Annotated in this window: 14 protein-coding genes and 1 other RNA gene; 11 read left to right on the top strand and 4 right to left on the bottom strand. The window is 60.0% G+C overall.

The features are described from left to right. Nucleotides 1-106 precede the first annotated feature (106 nt). On the bottom strand, nt 107-2,506 hold the full coding sequence (gene xdhB / locus ACSFE6_RS26080) for a xanthine dehydrogenase molybdopterin binding subunit (RefSeq protein WP_435430287.1): 2,400 nt from the start codon (nt 2,504-2,506) through the stop codon (nt 107-109). Next, nucleotides 2,499-3,953, bottom strand: a complete 1,455-nt coding sequence (gene xdhA / locus ACSFE6_RS26085) for a xanthine dehydrogenase small subunit (RefSeq protein WP_435430288.1) — start codon at nt 3,951-3,953, stop codon at nt 2,499-2,501. Before xdhA ends, xdhB begins: the two co-directional genes overlap by 8 nt. A gap of 265 nt (nt 3,954-4,218) precedes the next feature. Here xdhA and ACSFE6_RS26090 point away from each other — a divergent pair, with 265 nt between their 5' ends. The 6 genes from ACSFE6_RS26090 (at nt 4,219) to ffs (ending at nt 13,620) form a co-directional block, all read left to right on the top strand. Continuing rightward, nucleotides 4,219-4,878, top strand: coding sequence for a GntR family transcriptional regulator (locus ACSFE6_RS26090; protein WP_435430289.1), 660 nt, complete (start codon nt 4,219-4,221; stop codon nt 4,876-4,878). 2 nt (nt 4,879-4,880) lie between these two features. Further along, on the top strand, nt 4,881-8,369 hold the full coding sequence (gene smc, locus ACSFE6_RS26095; RefSeq protein ID WP_435430290.1) for a chromosome segregation protein SMC: 3,489 nt from the start codon (nt 4,881-4,883) through the stop codon (nt 8,367-8,369). Between the two features lie 257 nt (nt 8,370-8,626). After that, nucleotides 8,627-9,478, top strand: coding sequence for a cell division protein ZipA (gene zipA / locus ACSFE6_RS26100; RefSeq protein WP_435430291.1), 852 nt, complete (start codon nt 8,627-8,629; stop codon nt 9,476-9,478). A 146-nt stretch (nt 9,479-9,624) separates the two neighbouring features. Then, a complete protein-coding gene (ligA, locus tag ACSFE6_RS26105) occupies nt 9,625-11,982 on the top strand; it encodes an NAD-dependent DNA ligase LigA (protein WP_435430292.1) in 2,358 nt (785 codons plus the stop codon). Between the two features lie 230 nt (nt 11,983-12,212). After that, nucleotides 12,213-13,379 (top strand): zinc-binding metallopeptidase family protein, encoded by a 1,167-nt coding sequence (locus ACSFE6_RS26110; protein ID WP_435430293.1) that lies wholly within the window; start codon nt 12,213-12,215, stop codon nt 13,377-13,379. Nucleotides 13,380-13,523: 144 nt separating this feature from the next. Beyond that, an RNA gene (ffs, locus tag ACSFE6_RS26115) (signal recognition particle sRNA small type) lies at nt 13,524-13,620 on the top strand. A gap of 179 nt (nt 13,621-13,799) precedes the next feature. On the opposite strand, the gene ACSFE6_RS26120 is transcribed toward ffs, so the two are convergent. Continuing rightward, entirely contained in the window at nt 13,800-14,114 is a 315-nt protein-coding gene (locus ACSFE6_RS26120) for a helix-turn-helix domain-containing protein (protein WP_435430299.1), read from the bottom strand. 290 nt (nt 14,115-14,404) lie between these two features. On the opposite strand from ACSFE6_RS26120, the gene ACSFE6_RS26125 reads away from it, so the two are divergent. Continuing rightward, entirely contained in the window at nt 14,405-16,105 is a 1,701-nt protein-coding gene (locus ACSFE6_RS26125; protein WP_435430294.1) for a putative bifunctional diguanylate cyclase/phosphodiesterase, read from the top strand. 125 nt (nt 16,106-16,230) lie between these two features. Here ACSFE6_RS26125 and ACSFE6_RS26130 read toward each other — a convergent pair whose 3' ends face one another. Continuing rightward, a complete protein-coding gene (locus tag ACSFE6_RS26130; RefSeq protein ID WP_435430295.1) occupies nt 16,231-16,971 on the bottom strand; it encodes a substrate-binding periplasmic protein in 741 nt (246 codons plus the stop codon). Between the two features lie 135 nt (nt 16,972-17,106). Here ACSFE6_RS26130 and dnaX point away from each other — a divergent pair, with 135 nt between their 5' ends. The 4 genes from dnaX to recR all read left to right on the top strand — a co-directional run bounded on the left by dnaX (nt 17,107) and on the right by recR (nt 21,517). After that, nucleotides 17,107-19,155, top strand: coding sequence for a DNA polymerase III subunit gamma/tau (gene dnaX, locus ACSFE6_RS26135; RefSeq protein WP_435430296.1), 2,049 nt, complete (start codon nt 17,107-17,109; stop codon nt 19,153-19,155). A 67-nt stretch (nt 19,156-19,222) separates the two neighbouring features. Continuing rightward, a complete protein-coding gene (locus tag ACSFE6_RS26140; protein ID WP_435430297.1) occupies nt 19,223-19,561 on the top strand; it encodes a YbaB/EbfC family nucleoid-associated protein in 339 nt (112 codons plus the stop codon). A gap of 247 nt (nt 19,562-19,808) precedes the next feature. Further along, on the top strand, nt 19,809-20,840 hold the full coding sequence (locus ACSFE6_RS26145) for an NADP-dependent oxidoreductase (protein WP_435430298.1): 1,032 nt from the start codon (nt 19,809-19,811) through the stop codon (nt 20,838-20,840). Nucleotides 20,841-20,914: 74 nt separating this feature from the next. Beyond that, complete coding sequence (gene recR / locus ACSFE6_RS26150; RefSeq protein WP_433739514.1) at nt 20,915-21,517, top strand: recombination mediator RecR; 603 nt, start codon at nt 20,915-20,917, stop codon at nt 21,515-21,517. The last annotated feature ends 69 nt before the right edge of the window (nt 21,518-21,586 follow it).

Here is a 21,586-nt window from a genome sequence, read left to right on the forward strand (position 1 = left end):
GCTTTTTTTGCCTTTGTTCTCTCCCTGCCCAGCGCCCCCCCTCCCCCCCTTCCCCCTCCCCCCCCCCTTCCCCCCCCCCCCCCCCCCCAAAGGCAGCGCCTCGGTCTTAGAGCGGAGCCAATTCGGTTTCGGCCTCGACGGCTTTCACCTGCTTCAACTGGCGCATCTGCTCACACCCCCACAACACCCGCTCCGGCGTTGCCGGTGCATCGATCTTCGGTTGGTGCTTGTAATCGCCAAGACTGGCCACGGCGTCCTTGATCGCGCACCAGGCGGCGATGCCGAGCATGAACGGCGGCTCGCCCACGGCCTTGGAGTGGAACACCGTGTCTTCGGGGTTCTTGCGGTTTTCCACCAGCTTCACCCGCAGGTCCAGCGGCATGTCCGCCACGGCCGGGATCTTGTAGCTGGCCGGGCCGTTGGTCATCAGCTTGCCCTTGGCATTCCAGACCAGCTCTTCCATGGTCAGCCAGCCCATGCCCTGGATGAAACCACCCTCGACCTGACCGATGTCGATGGCCGGGTTCAGCGAGGCGCCGACGTCGTGGAGGATGTCGGTGCGCAGCATTTTGTATTCGCCGGTCAGGGTGTCGACCAGCACTTCGCAGCACGCTGCACCGAAAGCGAAGTAGTAGAACGGACGACCACGGGCCTGGCCACGGTCGTAGTAGATTTTCGGGGTCTTGTAGAATCCGGTGCTCGACAGCGAGACCTGGGCGAAATACGCCTGCTGGATCAACGCTTCGAAGGTCAGGATGTGATCGCGAACCCGCACGTGGCCGTTGTGGAACTCCACGTCTTCTTCGCTGACCTTGTATTGCCGCGCGGCGAATTCGATCAGGCGTTTCTTGATGGTTTCCGCGGCGTTCTGTGCGGCCTTGCCGTTCAGGTCGGCGCCACTGGAGGCAGCGGTCGGCGAGGTGTTCGGCACCTTGTCGGTGTTGGTGGCGGTGATCTGCACGCGGTCCATTTCCACCTGGAACACTTCGGCAACGACCTGCGCGACCTTGGTGTTCAGGCCCTGGCCCATTTCGGTGCCGCCGTGGTTCAGGTGAATACTGCCGTCGGTGTAGACGTGCACCAGGGCACCGGCCTGGTTGAGGAAGCTGGCAGTGAAGGAAATACCGAATTTCACCGGGGTCAGCGCCAGGCCTTTTTTCAGGATCGGGCTGTTGGCGTTGTAGCGACGGATCGCTTCGCGGCGCTCGGCGTATTGGCTGCTTTCTTCCAGTTCGGCGGTCATTTCCTCGAGCATGTTGTGCTCGACGGTCTGGTAGTAGTGGGTGACGTTGCGCTCGGTCTTGCCGTAGTAGTTGGCCTTGCGCACCGCCAGCGGATCAAGGCCCAGATGGCGGGCGATGGCGTCCATCACTTCTTCGATGGCGACCATGCCTTGCGGGCCGCCAAAACCACGGTACGCGGTGTTCGACGCGGTGTTGGTCTTGCAGCGGTGACCATTGATGGTCGCATCGCCCAGGTAATACGAGTTGTCCGAGTGGAACATCGCCCGGTCGACAATCGAGTTCGACAGGTCCGGCGAACAGCCGCAGTTACCCGCCAGTTCCAGCTGGATACCGTGCAAGCGACCGCTGTCATCAAAGCCCACGTCGTATTCGACATAGAACGGATGACGCTTGCCGGTCATCAGCATGTCTTCGACCCGTGGCAGGCGCATCTTGGTCGGCTGGCCGGTCAGGTGCGCGATCACCGCGCACAGGCAGGCCGGGCTGGCCGCCTGGGTTTCCTTGCCGCCGAAACCACCACCCATGCGACGCATGTCGACGACGATCTTGTTCATCGACACGTCCAAAACTTCGGCCACCAGTTTCTGCACTTCGGTGGGGTTTTGCGTGGAGCAGTAGACGATCATGCCGCCGTCTTCGGTGGGCATTACCGAAGAAATCTGGGTTTCGAGGTAGAAGTGCTCCTGACCGCCAATATGCAAGGTGCCCTGGATGCGATTTTTCGCGGTCGCCAACGCATTTGCCGAATCACCGCGTTCATGGGTGTGGCTGTCCAGCACGTAATGTTTTTTGCGATAGGCCTCGACCACGTCCAGCACCGGTTCCAGGTCTTCGTATTCGATGATCGAGGCCATGGCGGCTTTGCGCGCGGTTTCCAGGTCACGGGCGGCCACGGCCATTACCACTTGGCCGACGAACTGCACCGTGTCGATGGCCAGCAACGGGTCGCCGGGCATCAGCGGGCCGATGTCTTTCAGGCCCGGCACGTCTTCGTGGGTGATGGCGATGCGCACACCCTCGAAGGCGTAGCAGGGCGAGGTGTCGATGCTGATGATTTTCGCGTGGGCACGGTCCGACAGACGGGCGTACACATGCAGCTGATTGGGAAATTCCAGGCGATCGTCGATGTACTGCGCTTCACCGGACACATGCTTGGCGGCGCTGTCATGCTTGACGCTGCGGCCGACACCCGTGGTCAGGTCCTTGGCGAACAGTTCAGCCAGTTCGGCCTGGGTCTTCTCTACGGCGTGATGGTTAGACATAAGCGGTCACCCGAGTCTCGATGTGCGGTGTTTGCAGTTCGATGAAATATTTGCGCAGCAGGTTCTGCGCGCTGAGCAGGCGATATTCCTTGCTGGCGCGGAAGTCCGAGAGCGGCGTGAAGTCTTCGGCCAGCGCGGCGCAGGCACGTTCCAGGGTGGCACTGTTGAAAGGCGCACCGATCAAAGCGGTTTCGCAGCTGTTGGCGCGTTTCGGGATGGCCGCCATGCCGCCGAACGCCACGCGGGCGTCGGCGATCACGCCGTTTTCAAGACGGATATTGAACGCGGCGCAAACCGCCGAGATGTCATCGTCCAGACGCTTGGACACTTTGTAGGCGCGGAACAGTTGTTCGACGCTGGCGCGGGGCACGATGATTTTTTCGATGAACTCGCTTTCCTGGCGGGCAGTGACGCGGTAATCGATGAAGTAATCCTCGAGGGCCATGGTGCGGCGGGTTTCGCCCTTGCACAGGACGATTTGCGCGCCAAGGGCAATCAGCAGGGGCGGCGAATCACCAATGGGCGAAGCGTTGCCGATGTTGCCGCCCAGGGTGCCCTGGTTGCGGATCTGCAGGGAGGCGAAGCGTTGCAGCAGTTCGCCAAAGTCCGGGTACTCGGCCTTAAGGGCGTCGTAGCAGTCGGAGAGGGCGGTGGCGGCGCCGATTTCCAGGCGATCGTCGAAGCGTTCGATCTTTTTCATTTCGGCGACGTTGCCGACGTAGATCATCACCGGCAGGGTGCGGTGGAACTGCGTGACTTCCAGTGCCAGGTCCGTGCCGCCAGCGAGCAGGCGCGCCTGTGGATAAGCGTCGTAGAGGTCGGCCAGGTCGGCGACGGTCAGCGGCACCAGGCAGCGCTTGTCGCCACTGTTGAGTTCGCCGATGTCGGTCGGCGCGATGGCTTTGAGGCGGGCGATGGTTTCGGCTTCACGGGCGTCGAACTGGTCCGGCTTTTTACCGCAGCAGGACTGCTCGGCCGCTTCCAGGATCGGCCGATAGCCGGTGCATCGGCAGAGGTTGCCGGCCAGGGCTTCGTGGGCCTTGTGATGATCTGGCGCATCGCTGTTCTTTTGCAGGGCGAACAGCGACATCACGAAACCGGGGGTGCAGAACCCGCATTGCGAGCCGTGGCACTCGACCATGGCTTTCTGCACGCTGTGCAGCTCGCCTTTGTGCTTGAGGTCTTCAACGCTGATCAATTGTTTGCCGTGCAGGGACGAAACGAAGGTCAGGCATGAGTTGAGGCTGCGATAGCGAATGTGTTCGCGGCCAGCGTCATCTGTTTGCAACTCGCCAACCACCACGGTACACGCGCCACAGTCACCGCTGGCGCAGCCTTCTTTGGTGCCGGGCTTGCCCACATGGTCGCGTAAATAGTTGAGCACGGTCAGGTTCGGGTCCAGGGCGTGCTCGCTACGGAGTTCCTGGTTGAGTAAAAACTGGATCACGGATGGCCTCGCAGACTCATTATTGTTGTTAACCGATGTGACCGAATTTAGCAGGTCTGACTTTTCGGTCAATGATTTTCTGACTTAAAGGTCAGGAAAATGCATTTCGTCGATCAACCACGTGTTCCTACAGTATTGACCCTCGCGGGATAGGCTGCTTTTTGCTTGAATCGTGCCAAATTCCGCCGGTTGGGCACTCCGCCATGACGTATCAATTGCGCTACACTGCGCCGCTTGTGCAGATCGAAGAGTTTGAAGGACAACCATGACGTTCAAGGCGCCGGACAGCCTCGCCGAGCAAATCGCTCACCACCTCGCCGAACGCATCATTCGCGGCGAAATGAAGCCCGGGGAGCGCATCCAGGAGCAGAAGGTCACGCAGGCGCTCGACGTCAGCCGTGGCTCTGTCCGCGAGGCCTTGCTGATTCTCGAACGTCGTCACCTGATCGCGATCCTGCCGCGCCGTGGCGCCCACGTCACCGAACTCACCGCGCACAAGGTGCAGAGCCTGTGCACGTTGATGAGCGAGATGTACATCCTGCTGGCCAACGCCGTGGCCAATGGCTGGAAAGTCCAGGCCGACTTGGCGCCGTTCGTACAGATTCAGCAGCGCCTGACCGCCAGCTACGAACGCCAGGACATCCACGCCTTCGTCGACGACAGTTTCAATGTGATGCGCGCCACGTATCCGTTCGCCAACAATCCTTATCTGCAGGAAACCGTCGAAAACCTGCAACCGGCCATGAGCCGTGCCTACTTCCTTGCCCTGGATCAGCGCAAAGCCTCGATGAGCGAGTACCTGGAGCTGTTCGAGCGGCTGCTCGCCGCCGTCATCGCCCGTGATTTTGTACAGATTCGCGAAGTGCTGAAGGCTTATGGCCAGCGCAGTTGCGATCTGGTGATCTCTGCCCTGACGGACGCTTAAGGGTGCGGCTCAAGTGCATCAAGCTGGCGGGGTTCAAATCCTTCGTCGACCCGACCACGGTGAACTTCCCCAGTAACATGGCGGCGGTGGTCGGGCCCAATGGTTGCGGCAAATCAAACATCATCGACGCCGTGCGTTGGGTGATGGGCGAGAGCTCGGCCAAGAACCTGCGCGGCGAGTCGATGACCGACGTCATCTTCAACGGCTCCACCAGTCGCAAGCCGGTGAGCCAGGCGAGTATCGAGTTGGTGTTCGATAACTCCGATGGCACCTTGATCGGCGAATACGCCGCCTATGCGGAAATTTCCATTCGCCGCAAAGTCACCCGCGACAGCCAGAACAGCTACTTCCTCAACGGCGCCAAATGCCGTCGTCGTGACATTACCGACATCTTCCTCGGTACCGGTCTGGGCCCGCGCAGCTATTCGATCATCGAGCAGGGGATGATTTCCAAGCTGATCGAAGCCAAGCCGGAAGACCTGCGCAATTTCATCGAAGAAGCGGCGGGGATCTCCAAGTACAAGGAACGCCGGCGCGAGACCGAAAACCGTATCCGCCGTACCCACGAAAACCTCGCGCGCCTGACTGACCTGCGCGAAGAGCTCGAACGTCAGCTCGAACGTTTGCACCGTCAGGCCGAAGCGGCCAAGAAGTATCAGGAATACAAGGGCGAAGAGCGTCAGCTCAAGGCGCAACTGTCGGCCCTGCGCTGGCAGGATCTGAATGATCAGGTCAGCCAGCGCGAAGCGATCATTGGCACCCAGGAAATCAGTTTCGAAGCACTGGTGGCCGAGCAGCGCAACGCCGACGCCGCCATCGAGCGTCTGCGCGACGGGCACCATGATCTGTCCGAACGCTTCAATCTGGTGCAGGGACGCTTCTATTCGGTTGGTGGCGACATCGCCCGGGTCGAGCAGAGCATCCAGCATGGCCAGCAGCGCTTGCGGCAGTTGCAGGACGATTTGAAGGAAGCCGAACGCGCGCGCCTGGAAACCGAGTCGCACTTGGGCCATGACCGCACCTTGCTGCTGACCCTCGGCGAAGAGCTGGACATGCTCACCCCCGAGCAGGAAGTCACCAGCGCCGCCGCCGAAGAGGCCGCCGCCGCGCTGGAAGAATCCGAAACCACCATGCATGGCTGGCAGGAGCAGTGGGATGCGTTCAACCTGACCGCCGCCGAACCGCGGCGCCAGGCCGAGGTCCAGCAATCGCGAATCCAGCAGCTGGAAACCAGTCTTGAGCGTCTGGCCGAGCGCCATAAACGTCTTGGCGAAGAGCGCGCCTTGCTGTCGGCGGACCCGGAAGACGCAGCGATCATGGAGCTCAGCGAGCAGCTCGCTGAATCCGAGGCGACCCTGGAAGATTTGCAGACCAGTGAAGAAGCCCAGGTCGAAAAGCTTGAACAACTGCGCCAGCAATTGCAGCAAACCCTGTCGGCGCAGCAACAGGCTCAGGGCGACTTGCAGCGACTCAATGGCCGTTTGGCCTCGCTGGAAGCCCTGCAGCAAGCCGCGCTGGATCCGGGCACCGGCACCGCCGAGTGGCTGCGCGAACAACACCTGGCCGATCGTCCGCGCCTGGCCGAAGGCCTGAAAGTTGAAGCCGGTTGGGAGCTGGCGGTGGAAACCGTGCTCGGTGCCGATCTGCAAGCGGTTCTGGTGGACGATTTCAACGATTTTGATCTGTCCGGATTTGCCCAAGGCGATCTGCGTTTGCTCAGCCCCGCCAGCGATGGCGTGCGTGTGCCGGGCAGCTTGCTGGACAAGGTCGAGGCGCAGATCGATCTGTCGCCGTGGCTGGGACAGGTCAAACCGGTCGAGAGTCTGGAGCAGGCGCTGGCCTTGCGCGGTCAGTTAGCCACCGGGCAGAGCCTGATCAGTCGCGACGGATTCTGGGTCGGCCGGCATTTCCTGCGCGTACGCCGTGCCAGCGAAGCGGAAAGCGGTGTGCTTGCCCGGGGGCAGGAGATCCAGCAACTGAGCCTTGAGCGCGAAGAGCGAGAGGCTGCGGTCGAAACCCTGGAAACCCAGCTTCAAAACCTCAGGGCGCAACAGCGCCAGCAGGAAAACGGCCGCGAACATTTGCGGCGCTTGCTGCAAGACGAAGCCCGCCAACAGGGTGAGTTGAAAGCCCAGTTGTCGGCTGGCAAGGCCAAGGTCGAACAGTTGACTCTGCGTCGCACCCGCCTGGACGAAGAGCTTTCAGAGCTGGACGAACAACGGGCGCTGGAGCACGAAAACATCGGCGAATCGCGCCTGCAATTGCAGGAAGCCCTCGACAGCATGGCGCAGGACACCGAGCAGCGTGAGTTACTGCTGGCCCAACGCGACAGTTTGCGCGAGCGGCTTGACCGGGTGCGTCAGGAAGCGCGGCAGCACAAGGATCACGCCCATCAACTGGCGGTGCGCCTGGGTTCGCTGCGGGCGCAGCACGATTCGACGCGCCAGGCGCTGGAGCGTCTGGAAATGCAGTCCGAACGCCTGACCGAAAAACGTGAGCAGTTGAGTCTCAATCTGGAGGAGGGCGAGGCGCCGCTGGAAGAGTTGCGCCTGAAGCTCGAAGAGTTGCTCGACAAGCGCATGACCGTCGACGAAGAACTCAAGACCGCGCAAATCGCCCTGGAAGATGCCGACCGCGAATTGCGCGACGCCGAGAAACGTCGTAGCCAGGCCGAGCAGCAGTCGCAGTTGATCCGTGGTCAGCTCGAACAGCAACGCATGGAGTGGCAAGCGCTGACGGTGCGACGCAAGGCGTTGCAGGACCAGTTGCTCGAAGACGGTTACGACCTCCACGGCGTGCTTGCCACGCTGACCGCCGAGGCCAGCGAAAAGGCCGCCGAGGAAGAACTCGAACGCATTGCCGCGCGCATTGCGCGCCTCGGTGCGATTAACCTCGCGGCCATCGACGAATACCAGCAACAATCCGAGCGTAAACGTTATCTGGATGCCCAGGACGCCGATCTGGTGGAAGCGCTCGAAACGCTGGAAAACGTAATTCGCAAGATCGACAAGGAAACCCGTAACCGCTTCAAGGATACCTTTGATCAGATCAATGGCGGTTTACAGGCGCTTTTCCCAAAAGTTTTCGGTGGAGGCAGCGCGTATTTGGAACTGACGGGCGAAGATCTACTCGATACAGGGGTAACGATCATGGCGCGGCCGCCAGGAAAGAAGAACAGCACCATCCATTTGCTCTCCGGTGGCGAAAAAGCCCTGACGGCATTGGCCCTGGTTTTTGCGATCTTCAAGTTGAACCCGGCGCCGTTTTGCATGCTCGATGAGGTTGACGCGCCATTGGATGACGCTAACGTGGGTCGCTACGCGCGGCTGGTCAAAGAGATGTCGCAGACGGTGCAGTTCATCTACATCACCCACAACAAGATCGCCATGGAAATGGCTGATCAACTGATGGGGGTGACGATGCACGAACCCGGTTGTTCGCGTCTGGTAGCGGTGGATGTCGAGGAGGCGATGGCGATGGTGGATGCCTGATTTGTATCTGTAGGACAGGTACTACGGGCGTATAGGACTTTTTTACTTGTCCTGACTTGCTGGCCAATCGACATATTCGCTGAAGCCATTGTGACAGACGGTGTAAAGTTGTCTTTGGTCGTGCTAGTTTAATGTCAATTTTTCGTATACGTGGGCAAAACGCCTGTCAGAACATAGAGTTGGCGCCACGTTTTAAAGCGGTTTACAGGTTGTAAACCCCTTATTTTTCAGCATTTTTTATAGAGGCACGGGATTACATGGAAATCGGTCTGCGCGAGTGGCTGATCGTCATCGGCATCATTGTCATTGCCGGTATTCTTTTCGACGGCTGGCGCCGCATGCGCGGCGGCAAGGGAAAACTGAAATTCCGTCTTGACCGAAGTCTGTCCAACCTGCCGGACGAGGACACCAGCGCCGAGCTGTTGGGCCCGTCTCGCGTGCTGGACACGCACAAGGAACCGCAACTGGACGAGCATGATTTGCCGTCGGTGAGTATGCCGGCGCGCGAGCCCCGTGAATCGGGTTCCAAGCGCGGCAAGCGCGGTGGCGAACCGGCCCAGGGCGATATGAACCTGAGCCTCGACCTGGATGGTGGTCCGAGCTTCAGCAGCCGCGACGACGATTTCGTTGAAGAAGCCAAGGCTTCGCCATCGGTCAGCGACAAGGATCAGCCACAGGCCGAAGAAGTATTGGTCATCAGCGTGATTTGCCGCGACGCGGCCGGCTTCAAAGGCCCGGCATTGTTGCAGAACATTCTGGAAAGTGGTCTGCGCTTCGGGGAAATGGACATCTTCCATCGTCACGAAAGCATGGCGGGTAACGGCGAAGTGCTGTTCTCCATGGCCAACGCCGTCAAGCCAGGCGTCTTCGATCTGGATGATATCGACCATTTCAGCACGCCAGCGGTGAGCTTCTTCCTCGGGCTGCCAGGTCCGCGTCATCCGAAGCAAGCCTTCGACGTCATGGTGGCCGCAGCGCGTAAATTGTCCCAGGAGCTGAATGGCGAACTGAAAGACGACCAGCGCAGCGTACTGACCGCCCAGACGATCGAGCACTATCGTCAACGTATCGTTGAATTCGAGCGTCGTGCACTGACCCAGAAACGCTGAAGTTGGCCACGCCCTGTAGGAGCCGGCTTGCTGGCGATGACGGACTTGAAATCGCCATCGCCAGCAAACCGGCTCCTACAATCAGCAGCACCGTATTTACAAATTGAGCAGCCTCGGCTGCTCTTTTGCTTTATGAGAGAACACCCATGACTGCCGCCAAAAACCGCATTCTAGAGCTGCGTGCCGAGCTGGATCTGCACAACTATCGCTACCACGTGCTGGACGAGCCGAGCATCCCGGACGTCGAATACGATCGGCTGTTCAATGAACTCAAGGCGCTCGAAGCCGCCAATCCCGAACTGATCACCAGCGATTCACCGACCCAGCGAGTGGGCAGCGCGGCGCTGTCGGCATTCACCCAGGTACGTCACGAAGTGCCGATGCTCAGCCTCGGCAACGCCTTCGAAGAAACCGACATGCGCGAGTTCGATCGCCGGGTGACCGAGGGGCTGGATTTGCCGGCTGGTGATTTGTTTGGCGGTGGTGCGGCGGTGGAGTACAGCTGCGAACCCAAGCTCGATGGCTTGGCGGTCAGCTTGCTGTATCAGGATGGCGTGCTGGTGCGCGGTGCTACCCGTGGCGACGGCACCACCGGCGAAGACATCAGCGTCAACGTGCGCACGGTTCGCAACATCCCGCTCAAGCTGCACGGCACTGGTTGGCCGGCGACCCTGGAAGTGCGCGGTGAAGTGTTCATGTCCAAGGCCGGATTCGAGCGCCTCAACGCCACACAGCTGGAAGTCGGTGGCAAGACCTTCGCAAACCCGCGCAACGCAGCGGCGGGCAGCTTGCGGCAACTGGACTCGAAGATCACGGCCAATCGGCCGCTGGAGTTTTGCTGCTACGGCATCGGCCAGGTGTCCGCGGATATCGCCGATACGCACATCGGTAATCTTCAGCAGCTCAAAGTTTGGGGTATGCCGATCAGTCATGAGCTGAGACTGGCGAACGGCATCGATGAATGCCTGGATTATTACCGTGACATCGGTGAGCGCCGCAACGCGTTGCCCTATGAAATCGACGGCGTGGTGTTCAAGGTCAACAGCATCGCTTCGCAGCGCGAGTTGGGATTCCGCGCCCGCGAACCGCGCTGGGCCATCGCTCACAAATTCCCGGCCATGGAAGAACTCACCGAGTTGCTCGATGTGGAATTCCAGGTCGGTCGCACCGGGGCTGTCACCCCTGTGGCGCGTCTGAAACCGGTCAAGGTCGCCGGTGTCACCGTGGCCAACGCGACGCTGCACAACATGGACGAAGTGGCGCGCCTGGGCTTGATGATCGGTGACACGGTGATCATTCGCCGTGCCGGCGACGTGATTCCGCAAGTGGTGCAGGTGGTCACCGAGCGGCGTCCGGACGACGCCCGGCCGGTGCAAATCCCCGAACAGTGCCCAGTCTGCGGCTCCCACGTCGAGCGCACGCAACTGGTCAAACGCAGCAAGGGCCGCGAGACCGTCAGCGAAGGCGCGGTGTACCGCTGTGTCGGTCGACTGGCCTGCGGCGCGCAACTCAAGCAGGCGATCATTCACTTCGTTTCCCGGCGGGCGATGGATATCGAAGGCCTGGGTGACAAGAGCGTCGAGCAGTTGGTGGATGAGGGGCTGGTGAGTTCACCTGCGGATCTGTATGCCTTGAAGTTCGAGGACATTGTCGATCTGGAAGGCTTTGCCGAGTTGTCGAGCAAGAAGTTGCTGGGTGCCATCGAAGACAGCAAGAAGCCGGGCCTGGCGCGTTTTACCTACGCTCTCGGGATTCCCGATGTCGGTGAGGAGACGGCCAAGGTGCTGGCGCGTTCCCTCGGCTCGCTGGAGCGGGTGCAGCAGGCACTGCCGCAGGTGCTGACTTACCTGCCGGATGTCGGTCTGGAGGTGGCTCATGAGATTCACAGCTTCTTTGAGGATGCGCACAACCAGCAAGTGATCGCCGATCTGCTCAAACATGGTTTGCAGATTCAGGATCAGGGGGAGCTGGGCGCCGAATTTGCCGCCAGTACGACCTTGGGCGGTTTTCTCGACAAGTTGCACATTCCGTTGGTTGGCCCGGGCGGTGCACAGAAACTGGCCGACAAATTTGGTTCTCTGCAAGCGGTGATCGAGGCCGACTGGCTGGACATGCGCCAGGCGTTGCCGGAGAAGCAGGCCAGTTCGGTTCGCGAGTTTTTTGCGGTTGAGGATAATCGGCTGTTTGCAGTCGCAGCCGAAAAACAATTGGCCGAGTTCGGCATGCACTGGCACAGCGAAAAGAAAGTCGTCGAAGGTTTGCCGCTGGCTGGCCAGACCTGGGTGCTGACCGGTTCCCTGGAGCTGATGAGTCGTGACGTGGCCAAAGACAAGCTCGAGAGTCTCGGTGCCAAGGTGGCGGGTTCGGTATCGGCCAAGACCCATTGCGTGGTGGCCGGGCCGGGGGCGGGGTCGAAGTTGACCAAGGCCAATGAGCTGGGGCTGAAGGTGCTGGATGAAGAGGCGTTTGTGGCGTTCCTGAAGGAGCACGGCATACCGGTCTGACCCAAGTCCTGTGTTAGGGCTTTTTTGTGGCGAGGGAGCTTGCTCCCGCTCGGCGGCGAAGCCGGCGCAAAATCGGTACATGTGATCCACCTGAGTAACCGCAGCGATGGAATGGGGCTGCTACGCAGCCCCGCGGGAGCAAGCTCCCTCGCCACAGAGCTGTTTTGAAACACGGAACGATCCCGGGCCCAGGATGATCTAGTCTTGGCAAGCCCCAGGGAGAGATCGCCATGTACCGTTTCTTCGAACAGCTCAGCTCGCGTATCGCCGCGCCTTTCGTGGGTGAAAGTTCGCGCAACAGCAAGGTCTGGCCCTGTCGTTGCGGACAGTCCCTGTTTTTTCGCAATAGCCAGTGCCTGGCCTGTTCGGCGGCGTTGGGCTATCAGCCAGAGCAGAGTCGCTTGTCCTCGTTGCAACCGGGTACGCAATCGGGCACTTGGTTGCTGGACGTTGATCCCGGCGCAGGACTGTTTCGCCGTTGCGCCAACCTCGATTCCCCGGCCGCCTGCAACTGGCTGCTGCCCGCCAATGATCAGGATACCTTGTGCGCAGCGTGCGATTTGAATCGCACCATCCCTGATCTGTCCGTCCCGGAAAACCCCGAGCGTTGGCGCAAAGTGGAAATCGCCAAGCGGCGACTGGTGGCGCAATTGGTCAGCCTGGGGCTGCAGGTCATCCCGAAGACTGTGGATGAGGAGGCCGGCCTGGCCTTCGATTTCATCGGTACGGACCTCGAAGGCAAGTCGCCCACCACAGGCCATGCGAATGGCCTGATCACCCTCGATATCAAGGAAGCCGATGACGCCCATCGTGAGCAGGTGCGGGTGCAGATGCACGAACCCTACCGCACGTTGCTTGGGCATTTTCGCCATGAGGTCGGGCACTATTATTGGGATCGTTTGATTGCCGGGGGGGATTGGCTGGCGCCGTTTCGCGGGCTGTTCGGCGATGAGCGCGCCAGTTACGCCGAGGCGCTGGACCGTCACTATCAACAAGGTGCCCCGTTGGATTGGCAGCAGCACTACGTCAGCGCTTACGCGACCATGCACCCCTGGGAGGACTGGGCCGAAACCTGGGCGCACTACCTGCACATGATGGACGCGGTGGATACGGCGCTGGGATTTGGCATGAGTGCCCGGGAAATGGATTTCGACTATCAGCCATTTCCGTTGGATACCCTCTACGATCCGCAGCATCCGGGCGGCGCGGCGTTCCTGTCGTTCGTCAACGCCTGGATCGAACTGGCCGGCATGCTCAATGAGCTGTCGCGCAGCATGGGGCAGCCGGATTTCTATCCTTTTGTGCTGCCACCGGCAGTGATCGCCAAGCTGCACTTCATCCATCTGGTCATCCAGCGCGAGGGCGGCAGGGCGGACGAGGTCGTACAGGACCTGTAGGGACTGCCGGGCGCCGTGATCTATCGGGCGTTCTGCATGTCATTGAAGCAGCTATATTTTTAATCCGTCGGAACGGTTGTAACTTCGACTCAGATAGGTACAATGGCGCGGCTCGCCGTCAGGTGAGCATCGTTATGGTGACCCCATCGGTCCCCCCGCAACGATCAGCCGTGAACCCGGTCAGGCCTGGAAGGGAGCAGCCGCAGCGGTGACATTGTGTGCCGGGGTGTGGCTGGTGGGGTCGCCACCTTAACGCCACGCGAACCCTCTTCGCGTTTCCAGCTTAAAATTAATGTTTATTGCACTGCCATGGCCTTTGTCCATTGCGGTTTTTTTCGTTTCCGATTCAGGAAGCGGTACAAAAAAAGGAGGCCGGCCTGTCGAGTGCGACAAGTCGACCTCCTTTTTTCATTTCTGGCTCTAAGGCTTGGACAAGGCCTGGTCAACCGCTGCGATCAGCTTTCCCAGATCCTTTGGGGTGGCTTTATGTACGACATCGAACAGGTACGCCCGCTGTTCATCTTCCTCGCCCAGGTCGGCGAAAAAGGCTTTCAGCTTCACCCCCAGCACATTGGCAAGCAGGAACAGTACGTCCACGCTGGGGGTATAGGTGCCGGTTTCGAAGCGGCTGATGGTTTTGGGGTCAAAACCGGTTCTTTCGCCAAGTTCAGCCTGAGTAAGCCCCGCGACCTTGCGGTAGCGCCGAATGGCTGGACCCAAACTTGAAATTTGCATCGCTCGATTCCCATTTATAATCAAGAACTTAACGATAGTTTTTTGCATTAGGCAACGGCATGATCCATCACCTTGCTTTGCAAAATGTGATGCGTTTCGTAGAATCTGCGCCCAAAAGAGGCATCGAGTGATCTGTTCTCGAACGCTCGAACAGTGTGGGCGAGTCATTATCGCGCGCACTTGCAGGGTTACGAGAGTCCAGGCATGACGTTGAAGCCTTGCAAAATATTACAAATATTGGTGCTGCTGCCTTAAACAGGTCCCACCGCCAGCGACAGCGAGTCTGACTCATGGATGAGAAGTACCGCAGGGCCGTGGATGCCGCCGCTATTTTTTCCGAGACCGATCTGACCGGCCGGATTACCCACGTCAACGATCAATTCTGCGCGATCTCCGGTTATAGCCGCGAGGAATTGCTCGGGCAAAACCATCGCCTGCTCAATTCTGGTATGCACTCCAGCGAGTTTTTCGCCGGCATGTGGCACACCATCGCCCTGGGCAATGTCTGGAAGGGCGAAATCTGCAACCGTGCGAAAGATGGCAGCCTGTATTGGGTCGAAAGCACCATGGTGCCAGTGCTCGATAAAGTCACCGGACGCATTGAGCGTTACCTGTCGATTCGTTTCGATATCAGCGAAAAGCGTCAACTGCTGCATTCCCTGCAATGGCGGGTCGGGCATGACGTGTTGACCGGGTTGCCCAATCGCGCCTTTCTCTCGGACTTGCTGGATCAGGCGCTGGAGTTCTCGCGCCAGGAAAGCATTCCTCTGGCGGTATGCATGCTCGATCTGGATGGCTTCAAGGCCGTCAACGATGGCTACGGGCATGCCAGTGGCGATTTATTGTTGGTGGAAGTAGCCAAACGATTGCGCAGTATTGTGCGCGGCGAGGATGTGGTGGCGCGACTGGCCGGTGACGAGTTCGTCCTGGTGTTGCGTTATGTGCGTGACTTGCCGGAATTGCGCGCGGCGCTGAGTCGGGTGCTGGAATCGATCTCGGCGCCGTACTCGCTCAATGGCAAGGACATCAATGTGTACGCCAGCATTGGCGTCACACTCTTCCCTCACGACAACGAAAATGCCGAAACCCTGCTGCGTCACGCCGATCAGGCGATGTATGTGGCCAAGCAAAGCGGACGCAAGCGCTTTCATCTATTCGATGTATCCCGCGATCGCGAGGTCAAGGCCACTCACCAGACGGTAGAGCAGGTGCGTCAGGCGCTGGCTTGTGATGAGTTGCGTCTGCATTTCCAGCCCAAGGTCAACATGCGTCGTGGCGAAGTCGTCGGTTTCGAGGCGTTGCTGCGTTGGAATCATCCGCAGAATGGCATCGTGCCTGCCCGGGAGTTTTTACCGCTGGTGGAGGAAACCGACCTGATCATCGATATCGGCGAGTGGGTGATGGATCAGGTGTTGGCGCAGCTGGATGAGTGGCGTCAGGCCGGATATGACTGGCCGGTCAGCGTCAACATCGCGGCGCGACATTTTCAGCGGGTGGATTTTGTCGACCGGCTCAAAGGCGTTCTGGCTCGGCATGCCGGGGTTGCGCCGCAGCGGCTTGATCTGGAAATCGTCGAATCGGTCGCCATCGAGAATATCCAGCATGTCAGCGATTGTCTGCAAGACTGTCAGGCACTGGGCGTGCAGTTTTCACTGGGGGATTTCGGGACGGGGTATTCGTCCCTGAGCTACCTCAAGCGTCTACGCACTCAAACCATCAAGATCGATAAATCCTTTGTGCGTGACATTCTGCATGACGGCGATGACCTTGCCCTGACCACTGCCGTTATTGGCCTGGCCCGGGCGTTTGGCCGGCAGGTGATTGCCGAGGGGCTGGAAAGCGTCGAACACGGTGAGTTGTTGCTGCAGTTGGGTTGTGAAGTGGCTCAGGGTTACTTCATTGCCCGGCCCATGCCATCCACGGAAGTGCCGGGTTGGGTGGCAGGATTTATCGCGCCGCCGCAGTGGCGGGCGGCGGATCGAGTGGCCTGAACCAAACGTGTGAGATTCGTGAGCAACGAATGTGGGAGCGAGCCTGCTCGCGAAGAGGGAATATCAGTCGACATTTTTTGTTGCCTGATACTCAGCCTTCGCGAGCAGGCTCGCTCCCACAAGGGTTACGGCTTGCCGCCGATATAGAGCCCGATGATGTCATCGATTTCCCCGGACATTTTCATGCGCAACAACGTACGCAAAATCCGTTGTACCGGCACCGTCGGATCATTGCGCACATAGCAACCGACACTTTGCTCCTGTAGCACCGCTACACCTTGCAATTGGTGGTCGGGTGGCAGCCGCTGATTGAACCAGTCCAGTGTCCATTGATTACTGACGGCGTAGCGATTGCGTCCGGCTTGGAGCTTTTCCAGTACCTGTTCCTGATTGCGGGCATCGTCCCGGTGCAGTTGATTGGCGTCGAACAGCGGTTGCAAGGTGGGGTAGCTGTAGCCGAGCACGGTACCGATGGATTGCCGCGAGAGGTTTGCCGGAACGATCGAGGTCTGCGGGTCAGGGCGGCTGATCAGCAAATCAGGTTGGGTAAAGAGCGGGATGCTCCAAAGGTAGTCCCCGGACTGATTGGGCAGCCAGGACTGCGCGGCATAGCAACGAACATCGACTTCGCCCTGTTCCATGGCGTTTTGCACCCGGCCCCGTGGCAACACATGAAACTCCGCCGGTGCGCCGACCTGGGTTGCGAGGCTGAGCATCACGTCATACAGGATGCCCTGAGTGGGACGGCCATGTTCAAGTTGCACCATCGGCATCGCCCAACTGTCGGGCACCACAAAACGCAAAGGCGCTTGCGCGGCGGCGCCGTTCAGGCTGATCAACAGCAGTGCCCCCAAGGCCAGCCGCATAAACACTCCGCTATTTTTGAAACAAAAAGCCCCCAAAAAGCAGCTTAGCCAGATTAGACGAGCGCACCGGATGCAATTTTGGCCTTGCTCCGCTAGCATTAGCCGCTTCTGCTTCTTTCGTTGCGATGGTTTTCGATGAGTTATCAGGTTCTTGCACGTAAATGGCGTCCGCGCTCGTTCCGCGAAATGGTCGGCCAGACCCATGTGCTCAAGGCTCTGATCAATGCCTTGGACAGCCAGCGGCTGCACCACGCCTACCTGTTTACCGGTACGCGCGGGGTCGGCAAGACCACCATCGCGCGGATCATCGCCAAATGCCTGAACTGTGAAACAGGTATCACTTCGACGCCCTGCGGCGAGTGTTCGGTGTGCCGTGAAATCGATGAAGGTCGTTTTGTCGACCTGATCGAAATCGACGCCGCCAGTCGCACCAAGGTCGAGGATACCCGCGAGTTGCTCGATAACGTGCAATACGCGCCGAGCCGCGGTCGCTTCAAGGTCTACCTGATCGACGAAGTGCACATGCTCTCCAGCCATTCCTTCAATGCGCTGCTCAAAACCCTTGAAGAGCCGCCACCCTACGTCAAGTTCATCCTGGCGACCACCGATCCGCAGAAACTTCCTGCAACGATTCTCTCGCGGTGCTTGCAGTTTTCCCTGAAGAACATGACCCCGGAGCGCGTGGTCGAGCATTTGACCCACGTGCTGGGCGTCGAAAACGTGCCGTTCGAAGACGATGCCCTGTGGTTGCTGGGCCGCGCGGCCGATGGTTCGATGCGCGATGCCATGAGCCTCACCGACCAGGCGATTGCCTTCGGTGAAGGCAAGGTCATGGCCGCCGACGTGCGGGCGATGCTCGGGACCCTCGATCACGGTCAGGTCTATGACGTCCTGCATGCGTTGATCGAAGGCGATGCCAAGGCGTTGCTCGAAGCTGTCCGTCATCTGGCTGAACAAGGCCCGGACTGGAACGGTGTGCTCTCGGAAATTCTCAATGTGCTGCACCGTATCGCCATCGCCCAGGCCTTGCCCGAGGGTGTCGACAATGGCCAGGGCGACCGTGACCGGGTGTTGGCGTTGGCCCAGGCGCTGCCGGCCGAAGATGTGCAGTTTTACTATCAGATGGGGTTGATTGGCCGCCGCGACTTGCCGCTGGCGCCGGATCCGCGCGGCGGTTTTGAAATGGTGCTGCTGCGGATGCTCGCGTTCCGGCCGGCCGACACCGCGGATGCCCCGAGGCAAACGCTAAAGCCAGTGGGGATCAGCCAGGCCACAGTTGATTCCGCCAAATCCGTGGCTGCCGCGCCCGTCGTTGCGCCGGTAGTCGCTGCGGCAGTTGCACCGGTAGTGGCTGCGCCGGTAGTGGTTCCTGAGCCGGCGCCTGAACCTGAACCTGTGGTCGAGGCAACCGTGGTCGAGGAAGTGGTCGACCTGCCGTGGAATGACCCGGTCGAGCCAGCTGTCGTCCAGCAGCCAGCGGTGGAGCCGGTGCTGGAAACCGCCAGCGAGCAGCCCGAATTGCCCCCGGTCATGACACCGACGCCTGATAGCGTGGTGCCGGATGCTCCAGAGTGGGTAGCGGCGTCGATTCCCGAGCCATCCGTGGCTGAGGTCGATGCCGCTACACCGGGCATGGATCTGGATGACGAACCGCCACTGGACGAGGACTACATCGAGCCAGACATGGATTCGGCCTACAGCTACCTCGATGATCTGGCCAGCGAACACGTTGCCGAGCCAACGCCGGAACCCGAGCCTGAGCCTGCGGCAGCGCCGGCCACCGGGTTGGCCCTGCAGTGGCTGGAGCTGTTCCCGAAGTTGCCGATTTCCGGCATGACCGGCAGCATCGCCGCCAACTGCACCTTGATCGCCGTCGATGGTGACAATTGGTTGTTGCACCTGGATCCGGCCCATAGTGCCTTGTTCAATGCCACGCAGCAGCGTCGCCTTAACGATGCGTTGAACCAGTATCACGGGCGCACGCTGACGCTGACCATGGAGTTGATCAAGCCCGAGCAGGAAACCCCGGCCCAGGCTGCGTCTCGCCGTCGTGCCGACCGCCAGCGCGAGGCCGAGGAGTCGATCCACGGTGATCCGTTCATCCAGCAAATGATGCAGCAGTTCGGTGCGGTGATCCGTAACGATACTATTGAACCTGTCGAAGCCCTGGTCAGTCAGGGCTAATAACTGAAGGCGCTCGGCCGAATGAGCCGGGCGCCGCTTTAATCCAAGTACTTTTGAGGTGATTCCCATGATGAAAGGTGGCATGGCCGGCCTGATGAAGCAGGCGCAGCAGATGCAGGAAAAAATGGCCAAGATGCAGGAAGAGCTGGCCAACGCTGAAGTCACCGGCAAGGCGGGTGGCGATCTGGTCAGCGTGGTGATGACCGGTCGTCATGACGTGAAAAAAGTGAACATCGATCCGAGCGTGCTGCCGGGCCTGGACGAGGACGACCGTGAAGTGGTCGAGGATCTGGTCGCCGCCGCGGTGAACGCCGCCGTGCGCCAGATCGAAGCCAACAGCCAGGAAAAAATGGGCAGCATGACCGCTGGCATGCAACTGCCACCGGGCATGAAACTGCCGTTCTGATTCGCTAAAGCGCTTCGGATGGGCTACATAAAAATGCCAGGCATTGCGCCTGGCATTTTTGTTTTTGCCTGTTGGAAATGCATTGCCTGTCAGGCCGCCTTCGCGAGCAGGATCACATGAAACTTGTGGGAGCGAGCCTGCTCGCGAAGAAGTCAACTCGGTCCCAGAGTAGAATCATCGAACCCACCACCGCCACAACAGTCTGCTCCCTATATCCCCGAATTCATCGACCACAGGAGACGCTGACATGCCTGAATTGATCCTCAACCAACGCATCGTCCTGGCTTCGCGCCCGGTCGGCGCGCCGACGCCGGAAAACTTTCGCCTGGAACGGGTCACGCTGCCCGATCTCGCCGACGGCCAGGTATTGCTCAAAACCCTCTATCTGTCGCTGGACCCCTACATGCGCGGGCGTATGAGTGATGCGCCGTCCTACGCCGCCCCGGTGGAAATCGGCGAGGTGATGACCGGTGGCGCTGTCAGTCGGGTCGAGCGCTCGCTCAATCCAAAGTTTCAGGAGGGCGATCTGGTGGTCGGCGTCACCGGTTGGCAAAGCCACAGTATCAACGACGGCCGCAGCATCATGCCGCTCCCGCCAACACTGCCGCGCCCCTCCATGGCCTTGGGCGTACTGGGCATGCCGGGCATGACTGCCTACATGGGGTTGATGGACATCGGTCAACCCAAGGCCGGTGAAACCCTGGTGGTGGCGGCCGCGTCCGGCGCCGTGGGCTCGGTGGTCGGGCAAGTCGCGAAGATCAAGGGCTTGCGTGTGGTCGGCGTGGCCGGTGGCAAGGACAAGTGTCGCTATGTGGTTGAGGAACTGGGCTTCGATGCCTGCATTGACCACAGGAGCCCGGACTTCGCTGATGAACTGGCTCAGGCGTGCCCCAAGGGCATCGACATCTATTATGAAAATGTCGGTGGCAAAGTGTTCGATGCGGTGGTGCCGTTGCTCAATCCCAAGGCACGGATCCCGCTGTGTGGTCTGATTGCGTCCTACAACGCCAGCGAAGCGCCGAGTGGGCCGGATCGCCTGCCGCAATTGCAGCGCACGCTGCTGACCAAGCGTGTCCGCATCCAGGGCTTCATCGTGTTCGACGACTATGGCGATCGTCAGCCTGAGTTCATCAGCGCTATGGCGCCCTGGGTGCGAGATGGCAAGGTGAAGTTCCGCGAGGACGTGGTCGACGGACTGGAGAATGCGCCTGATGCGTTTATCGGTCTGCTGGAAGGGCGCAACTTCGGCAAACTGGTGGTGAAGGTCGCCCAAGCCTGATTGCCGCTGCTATTTGACGCTTGACGGAGGCGCGGGTATAAACCGCGTCTCGTTGTTTTACCGGATTTTTTCCCATGAGCTTCAGCCCTTTGATTCGCCAACTGATCGATGCCCTGCGCGTGTTACCAGGTGTGGGTCAGAAAACCGCCCAGCGCATGGCGTTGCAGTTGCTCGAGCGCGATCGCAGCGGCGGCTCGCGACTGGCATTGGCGTTGAGCCAGGCCATGGAAGGGGTCGGTCACTGCCGTTTATGCCGCACGCTGACCGAGGATGACCTCTGTCCACAATGCGCGGATACCCGGCGCGACGATACGCTGCTCTGCGTGGTGGAAGGCCCCATGGATGTCTACGCCGTGGAGCAGACCGGTTTCCGCGGTCGTTACTTCGTACTCAAGGGGCATCTGTCACCCCTCGACGGCCTGGGGCCGGAAGCCATCGGCATTCCTCAGCTGATGGCGCGCATCGAGGAGGCGGGTACGTTCACTGAAGTGATTCTCGCCACCAACCCGACTGTGGAAGGCGAAGCCACGGCGCATTACATCGCCCAGTTGCTCAGCAGCAAGGGCCTGATCGCCTCGCGCATCGCCCATGGTGTGCCTTTGGGTGGTGAGCTGGAGCTGGTGGATGGCGGGACGTTGGCGCATTCGTTTGCGGGGCGTAAGCCGATTTCTCTGTAGCGTTTGATTTGACGCTTTCGCGAGCAGGCTCGCTCCCCCACCGGAGCACTCACGGGGGAGGATCGCCTC

Source organism: Pseudomonas baetica (assembly GCF_051216495.1).
Taxonomy (GTDB): Bacteria; Pseudomonadota; Gammaproteobacteria; order Pseudomonadales; family Pseudomonadaceae; genus Aquipseudomonas; species Aquipseudomonas baetica_B.